Origin of the sequence: Sphingomonas sp., from assembly GCF_039595165.1 — a bacterium.
Lineage (GTDB): Bacteria > Pseudomonadota > Alphaproteobacteria > Sphingomonadales > Sphingomonadaceae > Sphingomonas.
This window is the reverse complement of record NZ_JBCNMA010000064.1, coordinates 1-18,052: the sequence shown is the minus strand read 5'-3', so window position 1 is coordinate 18,052 and position 18,052 is coordinate 1. Positions and strand designations below refer to the sequence as shown.

The 18,052-nt window shown below is 68.4% G+C and carries 18 protein-coding genes; 5 read left to right on the top strand and 13 right to left on the bottom strand.

Going from position 1 to position 18,052, the window contains the following annotated elements; all coding sequences use genetic code 11:
• The coding region (locus tag ABDV68_RS11825; RefSeq protein ID WP_343520173.1) for a fumarate hydratase C-terminal domain-containing protein at positions 1-626 on the top strand (626 nt) is incomplete at its 5' end.
• Between the two features lie 68 nt (positions 627-694).
• Entirely contained in the window at positions 695-1,870 is a 1,176-nt protein-coding gene (locus tag ABDV68_RS11820; RefSeq protein WP_343520172.1) for an MBL fold metallo-hydrolase, read from the top strand.
• A gap of 155 nt (positions 1,871-2,025) precedes the next feature.
• Here the strand turns inward: ABDV68_RS11820 and ABDV68_RS11815 are convergent, their stop codons facing one another.
• From ABDV68_RS11815 to ABDV68_RS11800, 4 genes are read right to left on the bottom strand one after another with little or no spacing between them, the layout of a single operon-like run.
• The gene (locus ABDV68_RS11815; protein WP_343520171.1) at positions 2,026-2,655 is read right to left on the bottom strand and encodes a DUF4198 domain-containing protein; all 630 of its coding nucleotides are present in this window, start codon (positions 2,653-2,655) and stop codon (positions 2,026-2,028) included.
• A 19-nt stretch (positions 2,656-2,674) separates the two neighbouring features.
• Positions 2,675-2,956 carry a DUF3325 family protein gene (locus ABDV68_RS11810; RefSeq protein WP_343520170.1) on the bottom strand — a complete coding sequence of 94 codons (282 nt, stop codon included), beginning with the start codon at positions 2,954-2,956 and terminating at the stop codon, positions 2,675-2,677.
• Complete coding sequence (locus ABDV68_RS11805; RefSeq protein WP_343520169.1) at positions 2,953-4,545, bottom strand: PepSY-associated TM helix domain-containing protein; 1,593 nt, start codon at positions 4,543-4,545, stop codon at positions 2,953-2,955. The genes ABDV68_RS11810 and ABDV68_RS11805 overlap by 4 nt, the downstream gene beginning before the upstream one ends.
• Positions 4,542-4,838 (bottom strand): hypothetical protein, encoded by a 297-nt coding sequence (locus ABDV68_RS11800; RefSeq protein ID WP_343520168.1) that lies wholly within the window; start codon positions 4,836-4,838, stop codon positions 4,542-4,544. Before ABDV68_RS11800 ends, ABDV68_RS11805 begins: the two co-directional genes overlap by 4 nt.
• Before the next feature lie 216 nt (positions 4,839-5,054).
• On the opposite strand from ABDV68_RS11800, the gene ABDV68_RS11795 reads away from it, so the two are divergent.
• On the top strand, positions 5,055-6,095 hold the full coding sequence (locus ABDV68_RS11795) for a substrate-binding domain-containing protein (protein ID WP_343520167.1): 1,041 nt from the start codon (positions 5,055-5,057) through the stop codon (positions 6,093-6,095).
• A gap of 153 nt (positions 6,096-6,248) precedes the next feature.
• Here ABDV68_RS11795 and purT read toward each other — a convergent pair whose 3' ends face one another.
• From purT to ABDV68_RS11765, 6 genes are all read right to left on the bottom strand, one after another.
• Entirely contained in the window at positions 6,249-7,415 is a 1,167-nt protein-coding gene (gene purT, locus ABDV68_RS11790; RefSeq protein ID WP_343520165.1) for a formate-dependent phosphoribosylglycinamide formyltransferase, read from the bottom strand.
• A 57-nt stretch (positions 7,416-7,472) separates the two neighbouring features.
• Entirely contained in the window at positions 7,473-7,865 is a 393-nt protein-coding gene (locus ABDV68_RS11785) for a DUF1801 domain-containing protein (protein WP_343520164.1), read from the bottom strand.
• Between the two features lie 153 nt (positions 7,866-8,018).
• A complete protein-coding gene (locus ABDV68_RS11780; RefSeq protein WP_343520162.1) occupies positions 8,019-8,432 on the bottom strand; it encodes a DUF1801 domain-containing protein in 414 nt (137 codons plus the stop codon).
• A 5-nt stretch (positions 8,433-8,437) separates the two neighbouring features.
• The gene (locus ABDV68_RS11775) at positions 8,438-8,659 is read right to left on the bottom strand and encodes a hypothetical protein (RefSeq protein ID WP_343520161.1); all 222 of its coding nucleotides are present in this window, start codon (positions 8,657-8,659) and stop codon (positions 8,438-8,440) included.
• A gap of 21 nt (positions 8,660-8,680) precedes the next feature.
• Complete coding sequence (locus ABDV68_RS11770; RefSeq protein ID WP_343520160.1) at positions 8,681-9,085, bottom strand: SRPBCC domain-containing protein; 405 nt, start codon at positions 9,083-9,085, stop codon at positions 8,681-8,683.
• Complete coding sequence (locus ABDV68_RS11765; RefSeq protein WP_343520158.1) at positions 9,082-9,405, bottom strand: metalloregulator ArsR/SmtB family transcription factor; 324 nt, start codon at positions 9,403-9,405, stop codon at positions 9,082-9,084. The genes ABDV68_RS11770 and ABDV68_RS11765 overlap by 4 nt, the downstream gene beginning before the upstream one ends.
• A 154-nt stretch (positions 9,406-9,559) precedes the next feature.
• On the opposite strand from ABDV68_RS11765, the gene ABDV68_RS11760 reads away from it, so the two are divergent.
• Entirely contained in the window at positions 9,560-10,525 is a 966-nt protein-coding gene (locus ABDV68_RS11760; RefSeq protein WP_343520157.1) for an alpha/beta fold hydrolase, read from the top strand.
• A gap of 62 nt (positions 10,526-10,587) precedes the next feature.
• Here ABDV68_RS11760 and ABDV68_RS11755 read toward each other — a convergent pair whose 3' ends face one another.
• The 3 genes from ABDV68_RS11755 to ABDV68_RS11745 all read right to left on the bottom strand — a co-directional run bounded on the left by ABDV68_RS11755 (position 10,588) and on the right by ABDV68_RS11745 (position 17,264).
• Positions 10,588-13,581 (bottom strand): TonB-dependent receptor, encoded by a 2,994-nt coding sequence (locus ABDV68_RS11755; protein ID WP_343520156.1) that lies wholly within the window; start codon positions 13,579-13,581, stop codon positions 10,588-10,590.
• Positions 13,582-13,942: 361 nt separating this feature from the next.
• Entirely contained in the window at positions 13,943-14,716 is a 774-nt protein-coding gene (locus tag ABDV68_RS11750) for a hypothetical protein (protein WP_343520154.1), read from the bottom strand.
• Positions 14,717-14,816: 100 nt separating this feature from the next.
• Entirely contained in the window at positions 14,817-17,264 is a 2,448-nt protein-coding gene (locus ABDV68_RS11745) for a TonB-dependent receptor (protein WP_343520152.1), read from the bottom strand.
• 268 nt (positions 17,265-17,532) lie between these two features.
• On the opposite strand from ABDV68_RS11745, the gene ABDV68_RS11740 reads away from it, so the two are divergent.
• Positions 17,533-18,052 (top strand): aconitase family protein (locus ABDV68_RS11740; protein ID WP_343520150.1); only part of this gene is annotated, 520 nt, incomplete at its 3' end.

Genomic DNA, 18,052 nt, shown 5'->3' with positions numbered 1-18,052 from the left:
GGCTCGACCAATGGCCCGACGTCGACTGGACGCCGGACAAGGCCGCGATCCGCGTCGACCTCGACGCGCTGACGCCCGAGATGGTGCGGAGCTGGAAGCAGGGCGACCGCCTGCTCCTCAACGGCAAGATGCTCACCGGCCGCGACGCCGCGCACAAGCGCATCGCCGACATGCTCGCGCGCGGCGAGCAACTCCCCGTCGAGTTCAAGGGCCGCGTCATCTATTATGTCGGCCCGGTCGATCCGGTCGGCGAGGAGGTGGTCGGCCCCGCCGGCCCCACCACCGCCACGCGCATGGACAAGTTCACCCGCATGATGCTCGAACAGGGCCTGCTCGCGATGGTCGGCAAGGCCGAGCGCGGCCCCGCCGCGACCGAGGCGATCAAGGACCATAGGTCGGCCTACCTGATGGCCGTCGGCGGCGCGGCCTATCTCGTCGCGCGCGCGATCAAGGGCAGCAAGGTGGTCGGCTTCGAAGACCTCGGCATGGAAGCGATCTACGAGTTCGAGGTGTCGGACTTCCCGGTGACGGTCGCGGTCGACGCCGAGGGCAACAATGTCCACCAGCTCGCCCCGCTCGTCTGGCGCGAGAGGATCGCGAAGGAGAAGCTGCTCGAAGGGGCATGACCCGTTGCGGGATTCTGTCGGCAAGTGACCTATTGAGTTAAGCCACTGCGATGCACAAATAGCGGCCGATGCGCCTCTTCCGACGGGTCCTGCGCTGGACCGGCATCCTCCTGCTCTGGACCCTGGTCGCCGCGTGCCTCGCGACGGTGATCGTCCCGCGCTATCTCGACCGCATCTATTATGAGGGCCCCGAGAGCGGCCATTACGACGGCGAGCGCTTCTTCAATCCCGACGGCGAGGACACGGCGCGCCCGCCCGGCGGCGGCAGCCGCGCGAACTTCCTCCTGCGCTACCTGCGCGACGACGGCCGGCCGCCCTGGCCCGCCGCCGTCACCGTCGCGAAGGACATTCCGCCAGCACGCGTCGCCGGTGGCGCGATGCGCGCGACCTGGGTCGGCCACGCCACGGTGCTGGTTCAGGCCGACGGGCTCAACATCCTCACCGACCCGATCTGGAGCGATGTCGCCGGTCCGTTCAACCGCCTCGGCCCGCGCCGCACCGCGCCCCCTGGAATCGAGTTCGACAAGCTCCCCAAGATCGACCTCGTCGTCGTCAGCCACAACCATTACGACCATCTCGACATCCCCACGCTCAAGCGCCTGTGGGACCGCGACAAGCCGCTGATCGTCACCAGCCTCGGCAACGACACGATCCTGCGCTCGGCCGGGATCGCGGCGCGCGGGATCGACTGGGGCCGGCGCGCCACGCTGCGCCCCGGCGTCGACGTGATCGTCAACCGCAACCATCACTGGGGCAGCCGCTGGTTCACCGATCGCAACCGCGCGCTGTGGTCGAGCTTCGTCGTCACCCTCCCCGGCGGCAATTTGTTCTTCGCGGGCGACACCGGCGCGGGCGACTATAAATGGGCGAACGAAGCCGCATCCTACGGCCCGATCCGCCTCGCCATCCTGCCGATCGGCGCCTTCCGCTTCGGCGAGGGCCAGATGGGCACCGGCAGCCATATCGGCCCGGGCGACGCGATCAAAGTGTGGAACCGCATGGGCCGCCCGACGGCGCTGCCGATGCACTGGGGCACCTTCCGCTTGTCGTGGGAAGGCTATTGGACCCCGCCGCGCCTGCTCCGCGCGCTCCAGGCCTGCGCCGGCGAGAGCTCGGGCCGCTTCGCCCCGCAATCGATCGGCCGCGCGTGGGACATCCCCGCGCTCGGCGAAGCGCCGCCCCCGGTGGACGACAAGCGCATCGACGCCTGCCTCAAGACACCGGCCGTTTGGGCGCTGCGCTGAAGTGGGCAAGTCAATCCTCCCCCGCCAGGGGGAGGTGGCACGCGCAGCGTGACGGAGGGGGCGGACTCCACAACGTCTGTGATCGCGCCCTCCCCCTCCGTCAGCCTTCGGCTGACACCTCCCCCTGGCGGGGAGGATCATGTCGGCAGCCTGGCTTAATTCACGAAGCTCGTCGTCGCGGTCCGGTGCAGGATCGCGACCTTGCCCGCCGGCAGGATGAAGTCGCCCTCCTCCCTGACCGACGCCTTGAGGATGTAGCGCCCCTTCTCGGCCAGCGCCGGCAGTGCCACCTCGCCCTTGTCGTCGGTCTCGAGCATCAGCATCCAGCGGCCCGGCGACACCAGGGTCACCTCGGTCTTGCCCACCGGCTTGCCGTCGCGCGTCAGCACGAAGCGGTCGCCATTGGCCGCGACCGGCGCCAGCTCGAGCGGCATCACCGCCTTGGCTTCGGCGCGCCCCGAACGCGCGTAGTAGATCACGCCCGCCTTCTTGCCGTCCTCGTCCCACGGCTTGAACACGTCGTCGTCCCACGCGCGCACGTCGCCCGCCGGCACCGCCACCTCGATATAGCCAGGCCCGCGCGTCTGCGCCGCGGTCGAGCCCGGCACCAGCTTGGGCGCCTTGAGCGACGGAAAGGCCGGGTCGCCGCCCGGCGGGATCGGCCGCTCGGGCTCGCCCAGCCAAATCCGCGCCGTGCCGCTCGGCCCGCGCTCGATCCACACCTCGTGCGCCTGCGCGGTCCCCATGAGGCCCAGCGCCAGGCCGGCGATCAGCAGCTTCTTCATGATCTCTCCTCCGAACCTTCTATTTCCGCCCCGCAGGACCCGGGATCAGGTTGAGCGCAAGGAACACCAGTCCCGCGCCCAGCATCAACAGGGCTACCCAAAGAATCGGCCCGAATACCCATCCCTGCGCGGCGATCGCGAACGGAAACGCCGCCGCCAGCGCCGCCCAGGCGCCGCCGCGCATCGTGAGCGCCGTCACCGCGTCGGGACGCTTGCCCAGCCGCTTGTGGTGATGCGCGTCGGTGGCGAGGCCGAACAGCGCGAAGGCGAGCGTGGTCAGGATCAGCGCGATCGCGGTCACTCGGCCGGCTCCATCTGCGCCGCGGGAATCGCTTCGCTGCGCCGCCGCACCCGCCGCTCGGCCGGCTTGTGCCGCGCCACCCGCCGTGCGAGCGCGAGGAAGGCGATGCCGAACGCCAGCAGCGCGGTGTCGATCCCCGCCAGCATCCCGTCCCCGCTCGCCAGCGACGCGACCAGGCCGCGCTCGGTCGCGAACAGATTGTACACCGGCAGCGCCGCCAGCAGCGCCCCGGTCAGCCCGAGCAGCGCCACCCAGTTGGGCTGCGGCCGCCGCACCACCGCCAGCACCAGCGCAGCGCCCCACGCCATGAACAGGCAATGGATCTCCCACGCCGCGCGGTCCGCCATCCCGACCGGCAGCAGCCGGTTGGCCCATAGCAGCACCGCGATGCCCAGCGGAAAGCCGCCGATCGCCGCGACGTTGAGCCGCTCGACCAGCCGGAAGCCGAAATGCGGCCGCGCCGGATCGGGCAGCTTCTCGCGCCGCTTGACCGTCCACATCACCAGCCCGCTCGCGACCATCACCGCGCCCGCCACGCCGCACAGGAAATAGAGGAAGCGCAGCCAGGGCGAAGCATAGCGCCCGGCGTGCACGCCGATCATCGCCCCCGCCGTGGTCGCCGCGGCGCCATGGGCCGGCGAATCCCATATCGGCTTGCCGGTGACGCCGTCATAAGTGACGCGCGGCGTATAGGCCGACAGCATCGTCGCGCCGGAGCGCAGCACGCGCACTCGCGCGCCGGCGTCGCCCGGCTCGTTGACCTCGAGATAGGCCGCCTTGCCCCCCAGCCGCTGCTCGGCATCGCGCAGGACCAGGTTGAGATCGACCAGCGGCGCCGGCCGCCCGGTTCGCTCGGCCTGAACGCCGCCCGGATAGATGCTCTCGAAATAGTCGGCGTCGTTCGAATAGGCCGCGACCGTCGCCCAGGGCAGCAATGTCACCATCAGCGTGACCAGCCCGGTATAGGTGATCATCAGGTGGAACGGCAGCGCCAGCACCGCGGTCGCATTGTGCCCGTCGAGCCACGAGCGCTGTCCCTTGCCCCGGCGCAGCGTGAAGAAGTCGCGAAAGATCTTCTTGTGCGTGACGATGCCCGACAGGATCGCGACCAGCATGAACAGCCCGGCAAGCCCGGTCAGCCAGCGCGCGACATACCAGGGCATGTAATAGAGGTCGAAATGGAAGCGGTAGAAGAACTCCCCGCCGCGCGTGTCGCGCACGTCCGCCGCCCGGCCCTCGGCGTCGATCGTCACCTGGTTGTCGCGGCGGCTGGCGGGCTTCTCGCCTTCGGCGGGCCGCGGCACCCACATCGCCACCGCGCCATGCGTGGTTCCGCCGGGCAGCGTGATGAACCAGCTCTGCGCGTCGGGCGCCTCGCGCTGCAGGAAGCGCTGGGCACCCGCCAGCACCTTCTCGGGCTGGTCGACCTTGGCCAGCTCGGGCCGCATCCAGCGGTTCATGCCCTCGCGGTAGAAGGCGATCGTGCCGGCGGTGAACATCGCGAACAGCAGCCAGCCGAGCAGCAGCCCCGACCAGGTGTGGAGGAACGCCTGCGACTGGCGGAAGCTCTTCTCGCCGAGCTCACTCATGCCGCGCGCCCGGCCATAGACAGCCAGGTGATCGCCGCCGCGATGCCGCCCGCCACCGCCAGCACCCAGCAGGCGCGCCAGCCGCTCTTCGCCGCGAACGACCACATCGCCGCCACCGCGCAGATCGCGAACGCGACGAGCATCCCCGTCGTCGTCGCCTCGACCCGCGGCATCGGCAGGATGCGCGACAGCGCCATCGCCCACAGCGTCGCGACCGCATAGCCGAGCGGCAATGCGGCGAGGATCCGGAGCGTCAAGTCGCCCCGCCGCCGGAGCACGTCGAACCTGTGCATGTCTCATGGCCTCTTCGGCGATTCGGAGCACGCGATAGCCGCTGCATTGTTGCAAGTCACTAGCAATAGCATGACTTTGCGGGCCCGTTCTCGCCTGGGCATGAGCCCGCCGGCTGACGACTTCTGTCACACGGCGGTAACCCGCCGGGCGGAAAAGGAAACCGGCGGACGCATATGTTCTGCCCCCCCCAGCGTATCGGATGGGGAGGACCTCAAATGCTTGCCCGGATCGGCCTGCTTGCCCTCGCGACCTTCACCCTCGCCTCGTGCGACGCGATTTCCGCCATTTCACCGCGAGAGGTCCGCGTCGTCGGCTCCTCGACGGTCTATCCCTTCACCAAGGAGGTCGCCGCCGCCTTCGTCGAGGCGAAGCGGGGCCGCCGCGCCCCGGTGATCGAATCGACCGGCACCGGCGCCGGCATCACGCGCTTCTGCGAGGGCGCGGGCCCGGCCTATGCCGACATCGCCAACGCCTCGCGCCGCATGCGCCGCGCCGAGTTCGACAAGTGCAAGGCGAACAAGGTCGGCGACATCATCGAGGTGCCGATCGGGCTCGACGGCATCGCATTCGCCGAATCCAACGCCGGCCCCAAGCTCAAGCTGACGCGCAAGGACCTCTACCTCGCGCTCGCCGCCAATCCGCTGGGCAAGCCCAACACCGCCAGGACATGGAGGGACGTGAATGCGTCGCTCCCGGCGATCCCGATCCTGGTGCTCGGCCCACCCTCGACCAGCGGCACGCGCGACGCCTTCGTCGAGCTGATCCTCGAGCCCGGCTGCCTCGAGGCGATGCCGACGGCGAAGGCGCTCAAGGCGTCGGGCGATCCCGCACCGTTCGAGAATGGCTGCCGCCGCATCCGCACCGACGGCGCCTATGCCGAGAAGGGCGAGGACGACACGCTGATCGTCCATGGGCTTTCGGAGAATCCCAACGCGATCGGGCTGATCGGCTATTCCTATCTCGACGCCAACCGCTCGCGCCTGCACGGGGTGCCGCTCGACGGCGTGACGCCGACCTATGACGACATCGCCAGCGGCAAATACCCCGGCGTCCGCAGCCTCTATCTCTACGTCAAGGCCAGGCATCTCAAGGCGATGCCCGAGCTCAAGGAATTCCTGGCGCTCTACACCAGGATGTGGGCGCCGGGCGGCGAGCTGACCAAGCACGGCCTCATCGCCGCCCCGCAAAAGGTCCGCGACCGTTCCGCCGAGGCGATCCGGCTCGCCCTGCCGCTCGACACGACCGCGCTGCCTTGATGCTCATCATTCCTCCCCCGGAGGGGGAGGGGGACCGCCGCGAAGCGGGGGTGGAGGGGTAGGTCGCCCCGAGCGGACCGGTTCGCGTGTGGAGATTACCCCTCCACCAGCTTCGCTGGTTCCCCTCCCCCTCCGGGGGAGGAATTCGGCCTTCTACCCGTACGTAATCCGCACCTTCCCAGCCGCCTCGGCCGCAATCCTGCGCGCCGCGTCGGTATCCCCCGCCAGCGCCAGCGCGACGCCCATCCGCCGATACGGCCGCGTCGTCGGCTTGCCGAAGATACGCACATCGACTTCGCCGCCCGGCACCGCCAGCGCCTCGGCCAGTCCTTCGTACCCCGGCGCCTCGCCGTCGCGCTCCGCCAGGATCACCGCCGACGCCGACGGCCCGTACAGCTTCACCTCGGGCACCGGCAGTCCCAGCACCGCCCGCGCATGCAGGTCGAACTCGCTCAAATTCTGCGAGATCAGCGTTACCATCCCGGTATCGTGCGGCCGCGGCGACAGCTCGGAGAAGATCACCTCCTCGCCCCTGACGAAGAACTCGACCCCGAAGATGCCGTACCCGCCGAGATCGTCGACCACCTTGCGCGCCATGTCCTGCGCATCGGCGATCGCCTGCGGAGACATCGCCGCCGGCTGCCAGCTCTCCCGATAATCGCCGCGCTCCTGCCGGTGCCCGATCGGCGGGCAGAAGCTCACCCCCGCGCGCGAGCGCACCGTCAGCAGCGTGATCTCATAGTCGAAGTCGACGAACTCCTCGACGATCACGCGCCGCCGGTCGCCGCGCATGTTCGCGACGGCATAGTCCCACACCGCCTCCAGCGCCCCGGCATCGCGCACCGTGCTCTGCCCCTTGCCCGACGAGGACATCACCGGCTTGATCACGCACGGCAGCCCGGTGTGCCCGGCCCCCGCCAGCACTTCTTCGAGACTCTCGGCATAGCGGTAGCGCGAGGTGCGCAGTCCGAGCTCGGCCGCCGCCACCTCGCGGATGCCGTCGCGGTTCATCGTCATCCGCGCCGCCCGCGCCGAGGGCACCACCGTCACCCCCTCGGCCTCGACCTGCGCCAGCACCTCGGTGCGGATCGCCTCGACCTCGGGCACGACATAATCGGGCGCGTGCTTGGCGATCGCCGCGCGCAGCGCATCGCCGTCGAGCATCGAGAACACCTCGCACGCGTCCGAGACCTGCATCGCGGGCGCGCCGGCATAGGCGTCGCAGGCGACCACCTGTGCCCCCAGCCGCTTGGCCGAGATCGTGAACTCGCGCCCCAGCTCGCCCGAGCCGAGCAGCAGGATCTTCGCGGTGAACGCCATTCGCCTTGTCTCCGTCGCAACCGTCGGGTCATCCCGTGACTGCAACGGCGGGGTTTGTCACCCCTTGGCGTTGGCCTTCACCGCTGCGCGCACCAGCGCCTTCAACCCCTCGGCGTCGACCGGATCGTCCTCGAAAAAGTCGATCGCGCGCCGCGTGCCGCCGTCGAGGCTGGCGTTGAACAGTCCCTTGGGATCGTCGAGCTGCGCGCCCTTGGCGAAGGTCAGCTTGACCTTGTCCTTGTAGGTCTCGCCGGTGATCAGGATGCCGTCCTTCGACCAGGTCGGCACGCCCGAGGGATTGCTCGGCTTGCGCCACTTCACGTCCTCGGCGATCTCCGGATCGGCGGCGAGCACCAGCGCGCGCAGCTTGCCGAGCATCGGCCCGCGCCACCCGCCCAGCGCTTCGATCTTGGCGTCGATCTCCTGCGAAGCCGTCGGTTCCTCAGCCATTCCAATCTCCTCTATCCAATCCTCCCCCGCCAGGGGGAGGTGTCGCGCAGCGACGGAGGGGGAGGACGGCGACGTCCTCAAGCTTCCTGCACGTCGCTTCCGCCCCCTCCGTCAGCTGCGCCGACACCTCCCCCTGGCGGGGGAGGATTAGAGCTAAGGCTTCCACCCCGGCAGCGCCGCCGCCTGCCTGATCCAGTCGCTCAGCTGCGCCTCGTCCCACTCGTCATCCTCGTGGATGTGGAAATAGCGCACCTCGTCGTGCTTCGATTCCACCGGCGGCTTGGGCTCAAGCCCCCCACCGTTGAAGAACGAGACCTTGATGTACCTCTCGAAGCAATGCAGCCCGAGGAAGAAGGTCGTCTCGTCCGCCCCATAGAGCGGCGAGTTCCACTTCACCGCCTTGCGCACGCCCGGCACCGCCTTCTCGATCAGCTGGTCGAGCCGCTCCCCCGCCGCACGCTTCCACCCCGGCATCGCCGCGATATAGGCTTGCACCGGCGCATCGCCGTCGCCCTTGGGGATCTGCGGGTTGCCCCCCGACAGCAGCCTGGGTTCCTTCGCGGCCATCGCGCTCACTCCGCCGCGACCGCGTCCCGCCGCTTGCCGAGATAGGGCAGCGCGAACATGTACAGCCCGGTCACCAGCAGCACCGCGAGCGGCGGCAGCGGCAGGTAATAGACCCACTCGACCGGCTGCTGCCCCATCCCCAGCATCGCGAAGATCGCGACCACGATTGCCGCGAAGATGATCGAGGTCCAGCGATGCACCTGCCGGATCGCCCTGTTCACGCCCATTGCACCCTCCTTCATTATGTTTCAGCCCAGCCCCGCCAGCACATTCTCGAGCCGGTCGAGGAACTTCGGCCACCCCGCGCGCGCGCCATGATAGGCCAGCTTCTGCTCGGGCAGGAATCCGGTCTGCACCATGGTCAGCCGCGTCCCCGTCGCGCTCGGCGTCAGCGTCCACGTCACCACGCTGTCCAGCCCCAGCCCGGCCCAGCGATAGGCCAAGGTCCGCTCGGGCTCGACCTCGAGCACCTCGCAATCGAGCTCGCCCCACTCCGCCTTGAACCCGAAACGGTGCCCGACCCGCGGCGCGAAGTCGTTCGCCATCAGCCATTCCGCGATCAGGTGCGGCTGGGTCAGCGCGCGCCAGATCCGCTCGGCCGGATGCGCGATCTCGCGCTCGACCGTCACCGTCCGCGTCTCGACCTCGCTCATTGATCCATCCTGTTCAGCAGATCCTCCAGCCCGTCGATCCGGGCTTCCCAGAAGCCCTTCATCTCGCGCGCCCATGCGTCGAGCGGGTCGAGCGCGCGCAGCTCGGCGCGGTAATGCGTCTGCCGCCCCGCCTGGCGGTCGCGCACCAGCCCCGCGCGCTTGAGCACGCCGAGATGCTTCGAGACCGCCGGCTGCGACACGCCCGCACCCGCGGTCAGCACCCCCACCGTCTGCTCGCCGTCGCGGCACAGCCGCTCGAACAGCGCGCGCCGCGTCGGGTCGGCAAGCGTGCGGAACAGCAGATCGGCGGTGGGTGACATCACGGACGTATAACTCTCCGGCTATGGATGTCCGATAACCAGCGGGCTATATGTCTGTCAAGCAACCGTGGGCCGCCCGTATATATACCTATATGAACATTGATGTTCATTATTATGATTGACGCCCTGTCGGCATTGTCGGAGGCATATCGTCATGAGCGCCCTTCTCCCCCTCGCCGCCGGTAGCGCGGGAATCGCCGGCGGCATCGCCGCACTCGCCGCCTGGTCCGGACGGATCGCCCGGCGGGTCGAGCAGGCCGTCCCGCCTGACGGCCTCTTCCGCGAGATCGGCGGGCGCCGGCTCCATTATCGCGACATCGGCCAGGGCAGCCCGATCGTAATGATCCACGGCCTCGCCGGGCAGATGCGCAACTTCGCCGCGGTCGCCGCACTGCTCAGTCCGCATCATCGCCTCATCCTGATCGACCGCCCCGGCAGCGGCCATAGCCCCGGGCGCGGCGCCGACACGCTGACCGGCCAGGCGGCGCTGATCGCCGAGCTGATCGACCAGCTCGGCCTCGATCAGCCGCTTGTCGTCGGCCATTCGCTCGGCGGCGCGGTCGCCATGGCGCTGGCGCTCGACCATGCCGACCGCATCGCCGGCCTCGCGCTGGTCGCGCCGCTGACTCAGGTGCAGGAAGAGGTGCCCGCCGCCTTTCGCGGGCTGATGATCGCCTCGCCGCTGGTCCGCGCCGCACTCGCGCATACCCTCGCCATCCCGATGATCCGCTTGCGCTCGGCGCAATCGCGCGAAGTGCTGTTCGCGCCCGAGCCGGTCACCCCCGACTTCGAGACCGAATATGGCGGCGCGATGCTCGCCCGACCGCGCGCCTTCTACGCCGCTTCGTCGGAAATGGTCGCGGTCAACGACGCGCTGGCCCCGCTGGCCGCGCGCTATGGCGAGATCGACTTGCCCGTCCGCATCCTGTTCGGCGCGCAGGACGCGATCCTCGACGCGCAGCTCCACGGCACGCGCACCGCCGCCGCGATCCCCGGCGCGCGCTGCACGATCGTCGAGGGCGCCGGGCACATGCTGCCGGTCACCCGGCCCGAGCGAGTCGTCGCCTTCCTTCGCGATGCCGGTGCCGAACGGACCCGCGCCTGCGCCGCCGCCGGCTGATTCTCCCTGCCGCGGGAAAATCGAGGCCGCCGGGCAAGCGGCGGCCTCGCAGGGGGGAGAGCTCAGAAACGATAGTTGACGCCGACGCTGATCGTGCGTCCGATGCGCGTCTCGAACAGCGTGTCCTCGCGCGTGCTGTCGATGTAGAGCCGGTTCCGCTCGTCGGTCAGGTTCTGCGCCTCGACGATCAGCTTGAGCCGGTCGGTGACGTTGTACGAGGCCGAGGCATCGACATAGAGCGTCGGCGCATTGCCCTGGATGTCGCTGCCCTGCGACGCCGGGATGCCGCGGATGAAGCGGTCGCGCCAGTTGACCGTGCCGCGGATGCTGAACTTGTCGTCCTCGTAATAGAGCGTGCCCGAGGCGGTGTTGGGCGACAGTCCGACCAGGTCGTCGGTCGTGGTCGCGGTGCAGTTGCCGCCGGTGCTGGCGAGGCAATAGTCGATCGTCGATTCGACATGGGTGTAGTTCGCCAGCAATCCGAAATTGCCCAGGAACCCGTCGAGGAAGGTGAAGGGCAGCTGCAGATTGACCTCGACGCCCTTCAGCGGCCCGCCCGGCGTGTTGAACGGCCGGGTGACGTTGAACAGCTCGGTCGGCAAGGTGTTCGACCCGAACAGCAAGGCGTCGGGCAGGCCGAGCTCGTTGAACGGCTGCTGGCTGGTGATGTTCTGGATGAAGCTCTGGATGTCCTTGTAGAAGAACGCCGCCGACAACAGCGACCCCGGCCGGAAATACCATTCCAGCGCGACGTCGAAGGTGTTCGCCCGGATCGGGTCGAGGAACGGATTGTTGACGTTGCCGACGCGGGTGATCGGGTTGACCCCGCTGGTCGGCGCGAGCAGCCCGAGCTCGGGCCGCGCCATCACCTTCGCCGCGGACAGGCGCAGCACGACATTGTCGATCGGTTCGATCACGAGGTTGGCCGAGGGCAGCCAGTCCTCATAGCCGTTGAACGCGGTCGCATATTGCCCGACCAGGTTGGTCGGCGAGGTCGTGCCGGCCGGCGGCGGCACGGTGATATAGCCCGAGGAACGCATGTCGGTGCGCACGTAGCGCACGCCGATATCGCCGCGCAGGCCGAAGCCGATGCGCTCGCCCAGGTCGAAGGTCGCCATCGCATAGAGGCTCTTGACCGACTCGTTGACGCGCGTGTCGCCGCCGCCGCACTCGATCCCGCAATAGCGCACCGCGTCGAAGTTGAAGGTCGACGCCCATTTGTCGGGATCGATCGCAGCCCAGCTCGCCGGCGCGCCATGGCCCCACAGCTCGTCGAGCCCGCTGACCTGCCGCGTGATGCTGGCGAGGCTGGTGCCCGCCGGCAGCGGCGTCACCACGAGGTCGGCATTGAACGGGCGCAGGAAGGTCGAGCGGAACTTGCTCTCGCGATACTGGCCGCCGAACTTGAGCTTGAACGCGTCGCTCAGCGTCCAGGCGAGGTTGACCTCGGCGTTGAAATTGTCGGTGGTGTTCTTGGACGGCTTGCCCTGGAAGCTGAACCCGCCGAGCACCGTCCCGTCGGCGAGGCCCGGGGCATAGGTGAACGCCGCGGGGTTGGCGACGTCGAAGCCGAAGCCGATCGTCGGCACCGTGCCGCCGTCGCGGAAGTCGATCGAGAAGCCGTCGGCGTCGATCACGTCCATGAAGGTCTGCAGGCGCTTCTTGCCGTCCCACACCGCCTGGTTGAGCCCGGCCGCCGCGCTGATCTCGAGCGAATCGTCGAGCTGGCGGCGGAAGTTGAGGCTGGCCTGCTTGAAGGTCGACACGAATTCGTCGACCAGCCCCTCGGAGCGCACGTCGACCCCGTCGAACAGCCCGTAGACCAGCGACCCGTTCTCGTCGAACTCGACATCGCGCACCGACACCATCGGCTGGCCGTTGTTCGAGATCGAGCGCGCGAAGGACAGGCCCGCGATGTAGTTGTCGCGCCGCGTCACGTCGAAGCGCGAATAGAGCAGGTCGAGCGAGATGTCCGTGGCGTCGTCGGGTTTGTACTGAAGGGTGAGCGTGCCGGCGATGCGCTCCTGCTCCTGCTCCGAATTCACGTAGCGCGGGATGCGCGGGAAGAAGGCGCCGGTGCCCGGGCCGAGCAGGTTGCCCTGCGCGTCGCGGCGGCGCAGGTCCTGGATCGTCTGGTAGGCGGCGACGGTGCTGGTGCGCGGGTTGCCCGTGCTGCACATCGTCGGCGTCACGCCGCGGATCACCGTGTCGGTGCCGCGCGCCCCGTCGTTGCCCGGGTTCTGCGGCGCATAGCCGATCGGCGAGCAGAAGCCGCCATTGACGTTGGCGGGCAGCAGGTCGACCGCCGAATAGCCGACCTCGCGGATCTGGCGCTTCTGGTAGGCGCCCGACGCCAGCACGCCGAAGCCGCTGTCGCCGAACTGCTTCGAGACCAGCGCCGAAACGCGCGGATCGACCTTCTTCGCGACTTCGTTCCAGATCCCGCGCGCGGTCAGCGAGACGACGAATTCCTCTTTGCTGTCGAACGGCTTGGGCGCGTTCAAATCGACCGTCGCGCCGAGCGAGCCTTCCTCGACATCGGCCGAGGGCGTCTTGCGCACGGTCAGCGCCGAGAAGATCTCGGTCGGGAACACGTTGAAGTCGAAGCTGCGGCCATTGTTGCCCGCGCCGTAGATGTCCGACGACCCGGTCTGCGCCGCGCCTTCCATGCCGTTGATGCGCACGCGCGTGAACTGCGCGCCGAGCCCGCGGACCGAGATGTTGCGACCTTCGCCGCCGTCGCCGCGGGCGAGCGCGACGCCGGGGATGCGCTGCATCGATTCGGCGAGGTTCGAATCCGGAAACTTGCCGATGTCCTCGGCCAGGATGCTGTCGATCGCCGCGGTCTCGCTGCGCTTCTGGTTGAGCGCGCTGCTCAGCGAGGCGCGGAAGCCGGTGACGACCACCTCGCCCTGCCCGGCCTCGTCCGCGGGCGCCTCCTGCGCGGGCGGCTCGGCGGTCTGGGCGAAGGCGGGCCCGGCCGCACCGGTTAGCGTTACCAATGCCAGTGCCGAAACAGTCTCGACCGGCCACCGCCGGCTGGATACGCGAGCCATCACATCCTCCCTCTCTCGGTTACGGGCCGCCCTTTGGGCTGGCCGGCCGCTATTATATGATTAGTATGTGTTTCTGGCAATGTGGTGATTTGTCCCACGATGTGGGCTGCGACACGGCCGCGTCGGTGTGCCGCAGGATGAAGCGGTGAGTGGCAGGTCGTTTTTCCTGCCGTCACCCCGGACTTGTTCGGGGGTCCATCGGGAGGCGAATCCGCCTTGGAGAGCAGGCGGCGGTCAGGGCCAGGCGGGTGGCTCGGGAGCGGCGGCTCGCTTCCTCTCCCACTCCGTCGCGCTGCGCGCGCCACTTTCCCCCCGGCGGGGGAGGATGGAGGACACCTCGATCCCGAACCTGGCCCCACCTCTAGAGCCGCACGAACCCGTCCCCGTCGCCGCCTGCCCCGGCCTGCATCCGCTCCCACGCCTCGGCCTCGGCCAGCGCCTTCAGCCGCGCCTCGCCCTGCCGCCTTCGTTCCACCCCGTCGAGCAGCTTCATGAGGTGCGCATCGGTCTCTTCCTCGGTCGCATAGCGCGGCCCGCGCGGCCGTGCCTTGGCCTCGGCCGCCAGCTCGATGCGCCGCGCCCCATGCGCCTCGCGCAGCAGCATGCGCAGCAGCGATTCGGAGTAGCGCCGCCGCATCGTCACCGTGCCGTCGCGCGCCACCACCGGCTCCTCCCAGCCCTCGACCGCGCGTTCCCAGGCGATCTGCTCGAGCATCGGCAGCGAGCGGTCCAGTGCCGCCGCCATGTCGCGCGCGAAGCCCGGCGAGCGCTTGCGCAACCGATCGACCGAGGTGGTGGAGATCCCGACCCGCTCGCACGCGTCCTTGACCTGCCCGGTCTCGGACAGCGCGCGCAGGAAAGCCCGCCGCCGCAGCCGGCTCCACCCGTCGAAGCGCTCATGCGGGTCGCCCGGCTCGATCGCGGCGCCCTGCGCCTCGATCCACGCCGTCTGCTGCTCCGCCACCGCCGCGTCCCACCGCGCGCGGAACGCGCCGTCGCGCCGGCGCCGTTTATAGGCCGAGGACAGCGATCGCCCGATCGCCCCCGCCGCCTTGCGCGCCTGCCCGGTCGTCCGCAGCGCCATCAGGAACGCGCGCTCGGTATCCGCCGTCCATCGTGAAAAAGGTTTCCGCATCGCCCCTCGCCCCGCTGAATCGCATCGAGGGGAGTCCAGTTATACGGAACGCGACGTGTAGGAAAGAACATTTTGGGAACAAACTTCACGATGGGCTCGCCTATCCACCTCCAAACCGCTTCCTGAACACCAGGCTGACGGTGCGCGGATTGGGCGGGTTGTTGTAAGGATCATACCCCAGCACCGCGTCCGGCAGAAAATTCGGCCGCTGGTTGAAGACATTCGCCACGACCAGTTGCACTTCGCTGTCCTTCGCCACCGGCGCGGCGACGAGACGCCCGAGATCGAAACCGAAGAACACCGACGCGGTGGTGAACGAACCCACCTCGCGCGGTGGCTCGCCGGGCCGGTTGTCGGTGAAACCGTCGACATAGTTCACAACCGAACCGACCGAATAGCCGTCCCGTCCCCAGACGACCGATCCATTGAATCGCAGGTCGGCCGGCTGAGCATAGCCGTCGAGGCGCGAGGCAGCGGCGCCCGATCCTGCCGTCAGGCTCAGGCCCAGAATATATTGCCCGGTCAGCTTGAAGCGTGCCTCGCCGCCGAACAGGCGGGTGCGATAGGCGAGATCGAAATCGATTCCGTCGGTCGATTCCACCGCGAAATTCTGCGGGCGGATGTCCGCGACGAGTTGCACCTGCGACAGCAATACCGCCGGAATCTGGCTCGCACTGTTGTACACCACCGTCCCGCCGCCGTTGACGAACGGCACGCCGGTCACGAACCAGCGGAACGTCGTCGGGTTGTTGACGATACTGTTCACCAGCGCCTGGCTCGGATTGGCCGTGTTGAAGCCCTGCAGGTCCGGCACACTCACGCTGTCGTTTTGCGAAGGGGTCACCACGCGGCCCGAAATCTTGATGCGGTAATAGCCCGCCTTGATCGAGAGGTTCGGGACGAAGGCCGGCGTCAGGTCGACGCCGAGCGTGAAGGTGTCGGCATTCTGGGTCTTGAGGTCGGGATTGGCGCCGGCGCGGAACATGACCAGCGCGTTGCCGGCCGGCAATGCCGGATTCTGGTCGGCGGGATCGAGAAAGGCATAGGGATAGTTCCAGAACGACACCTGCTCGGCGATGCCGATCGTGTCGCGGAACCGCGGCACCAGGAACGACCGCGCATAGGTCCCGCGCAGCGCGATCGACCGATCGACTTGCCAGCGCAGTCCGACCTTGGGCGCCAGCGCATCGTCGAAGCCGAGATCCTCGTACCGCGCGGCCGCCGACAGCGTGAGCGAACGCACCAGCGGGACGCCCATGTCCGCGCCGACGATCGGCAGGTTCACCTCGCCGAACAGCGACTTAACCTCGCGCTCGCCGCCGTCGCGGTTGAAGAAGATCTTGGCGGTCGTGCGGAAGGTTTCGCGCCGGTATTGCGCGCCCCCGGCGAGCAGGACCGGTCCCGCGGGCAACCTCGCCAGCTCAGTCTGGCCGGTCAGCTCGGCGGCGAACAGCGTGTTGCGGTGCGTATAGGCGGTGCTGGGCGCGCCGAAGGGCCGCTCGCCCCGGAACAGTGCGCTGATCGTGCGGTTGCTCCCCCAGTCCAGGTTGAGGTCGAACGACGTGGCTTCGCTCGCCTGCCAATGCACATTGCCGTAGACCGAATAGCCGGCCGCTTCATTGTCATAGAAGCGATTGTCCTCGGGCTCGTCGATATAGTTGATGCCGGCATCGCGCCGGCGGTGGAAGTGCGCGGCATCGACCGACAATTTGAGATCGCCGAATTCCTGCTCGATTCCGCCATAGAGCCCGCTCACTTCCTCATTGGGAAGCTGGGTGATCTGCAGCAGCGTGTTCGAGACCAGGATCGGGTCCTCGATATAGGCCGAACGCTTCTGGTACATCGCGGCGCCATAGACGCTGCCGCTGCCCCAGCTATGCCCGACCAGCGCGCTCAACTCGACATTGTTCGAACCGGTCTGCGTCGCGGTCGACCCGCGCACCCTCAGCTCGGCGCCGTCGATGATCTTGCGCGTCACGATATTGACGACGCCGGCGACCGCATCCGCGCCATAGGTCGCTGAAGCGCCGTCGGCGATGATGTCGATCCGCTCGATCAAGGCCGACGGGATCACCGAAACCGTCGGCGCCTCGATCATGCCGATGCTCGCCATGCGCCGCCCGTTGATCAACGTCAGCGTCGCGTCGGACGCGAGACCGCGCAGCGCGAAGGCGGCAAATCCGTCATACTGGTTGAACGTCGTGCCGGCGCCCAGCGTCGAGCCGATGCTCGATGCCGATGTCCCGAAGTCGCTCAGGTCGCCGGTAAAGTTCTGCGGGATCGTCAGCATATATTCCGACAGCGACCCGGAGCCGGCCTTCTCCACATCCTCGAGCCCGTAAGTCTGGATCGGACTCGCGATATATTCGCGCGGCAGGCGCCGGATGAGCGAACCGGTGACGACGATATCCTCGCCCGCATCGCGCATCTCGCCCTCGGGCGCTTCCCCGGCGTCCGGACCTTCCGGCCGCGCCTCCTGCGCCGCGACGGGTACCGCCGGCATGCAGACCAGCGCGACGGCAAGCAACGGATAAGACGAACAGCGCATGTTTCCCCCGAATCAGATATGTTACATCATTACATTTCTGCCGCCTAGGAGCGCTGCTCTCGGCCGTCAAGCGGATGAGCGAAAACGAGTGGTTGTCTGGCGTGCCCCTCCCCTTCCCCCCGCCCCCGCCCCCTGCTATCGGCCCTCCCGAATCTTCGCATTCGCTTCACACCGGCGCGCCCGTGCGGCTCTCTGCAGCCGCTCCCCCCACGCCGCTCCGGTGGCAAACAGACTTGGGCCAGGAAACTGGAGAAGGGACCCGCACGCAATGACAGCCATCGGCCAGGACAGCCTCGGAACGCGCGACACGCTCACCGTGGGCGGCAAGAGCTACAGCTATTACAGCCTGGCCAAGGCCGCGGCGAAGCTCGGCGACGTCAGCCGCCTGCCCTTCTCGATGAAGGTGCTGCTCGAGAACATGCTGCGCTTCGAGGACGGCGTCACCGTCACCCCCGACGACGCCCAGGCGATCGTCGACTGGCAGGCGAACCCCGTCGCGCCCGAGCGCGAGATCCAGTACCGCCCGGCGCGCGTGCTGATGCAGGACTTCACCGGCGTGCCCTGCGTGGTCGATCTCGCCGCGATGCGCGACGCGATCACCAGGCTCGGCGGCGACGCGGCGAAGATCAACCCGCAGGTCCCCGTCCACCTCGTCATCGATCACTCGGTGATGGTCGACGAATTCGGCACCCCCAAAGCGTTCGGCGATAACGTCGATCTCGAATATGCCCGCAACGGCGAGCGCTACGAGTTCCTGAAGTGGGGCTCGAAGGCGCTCGACAATTTCC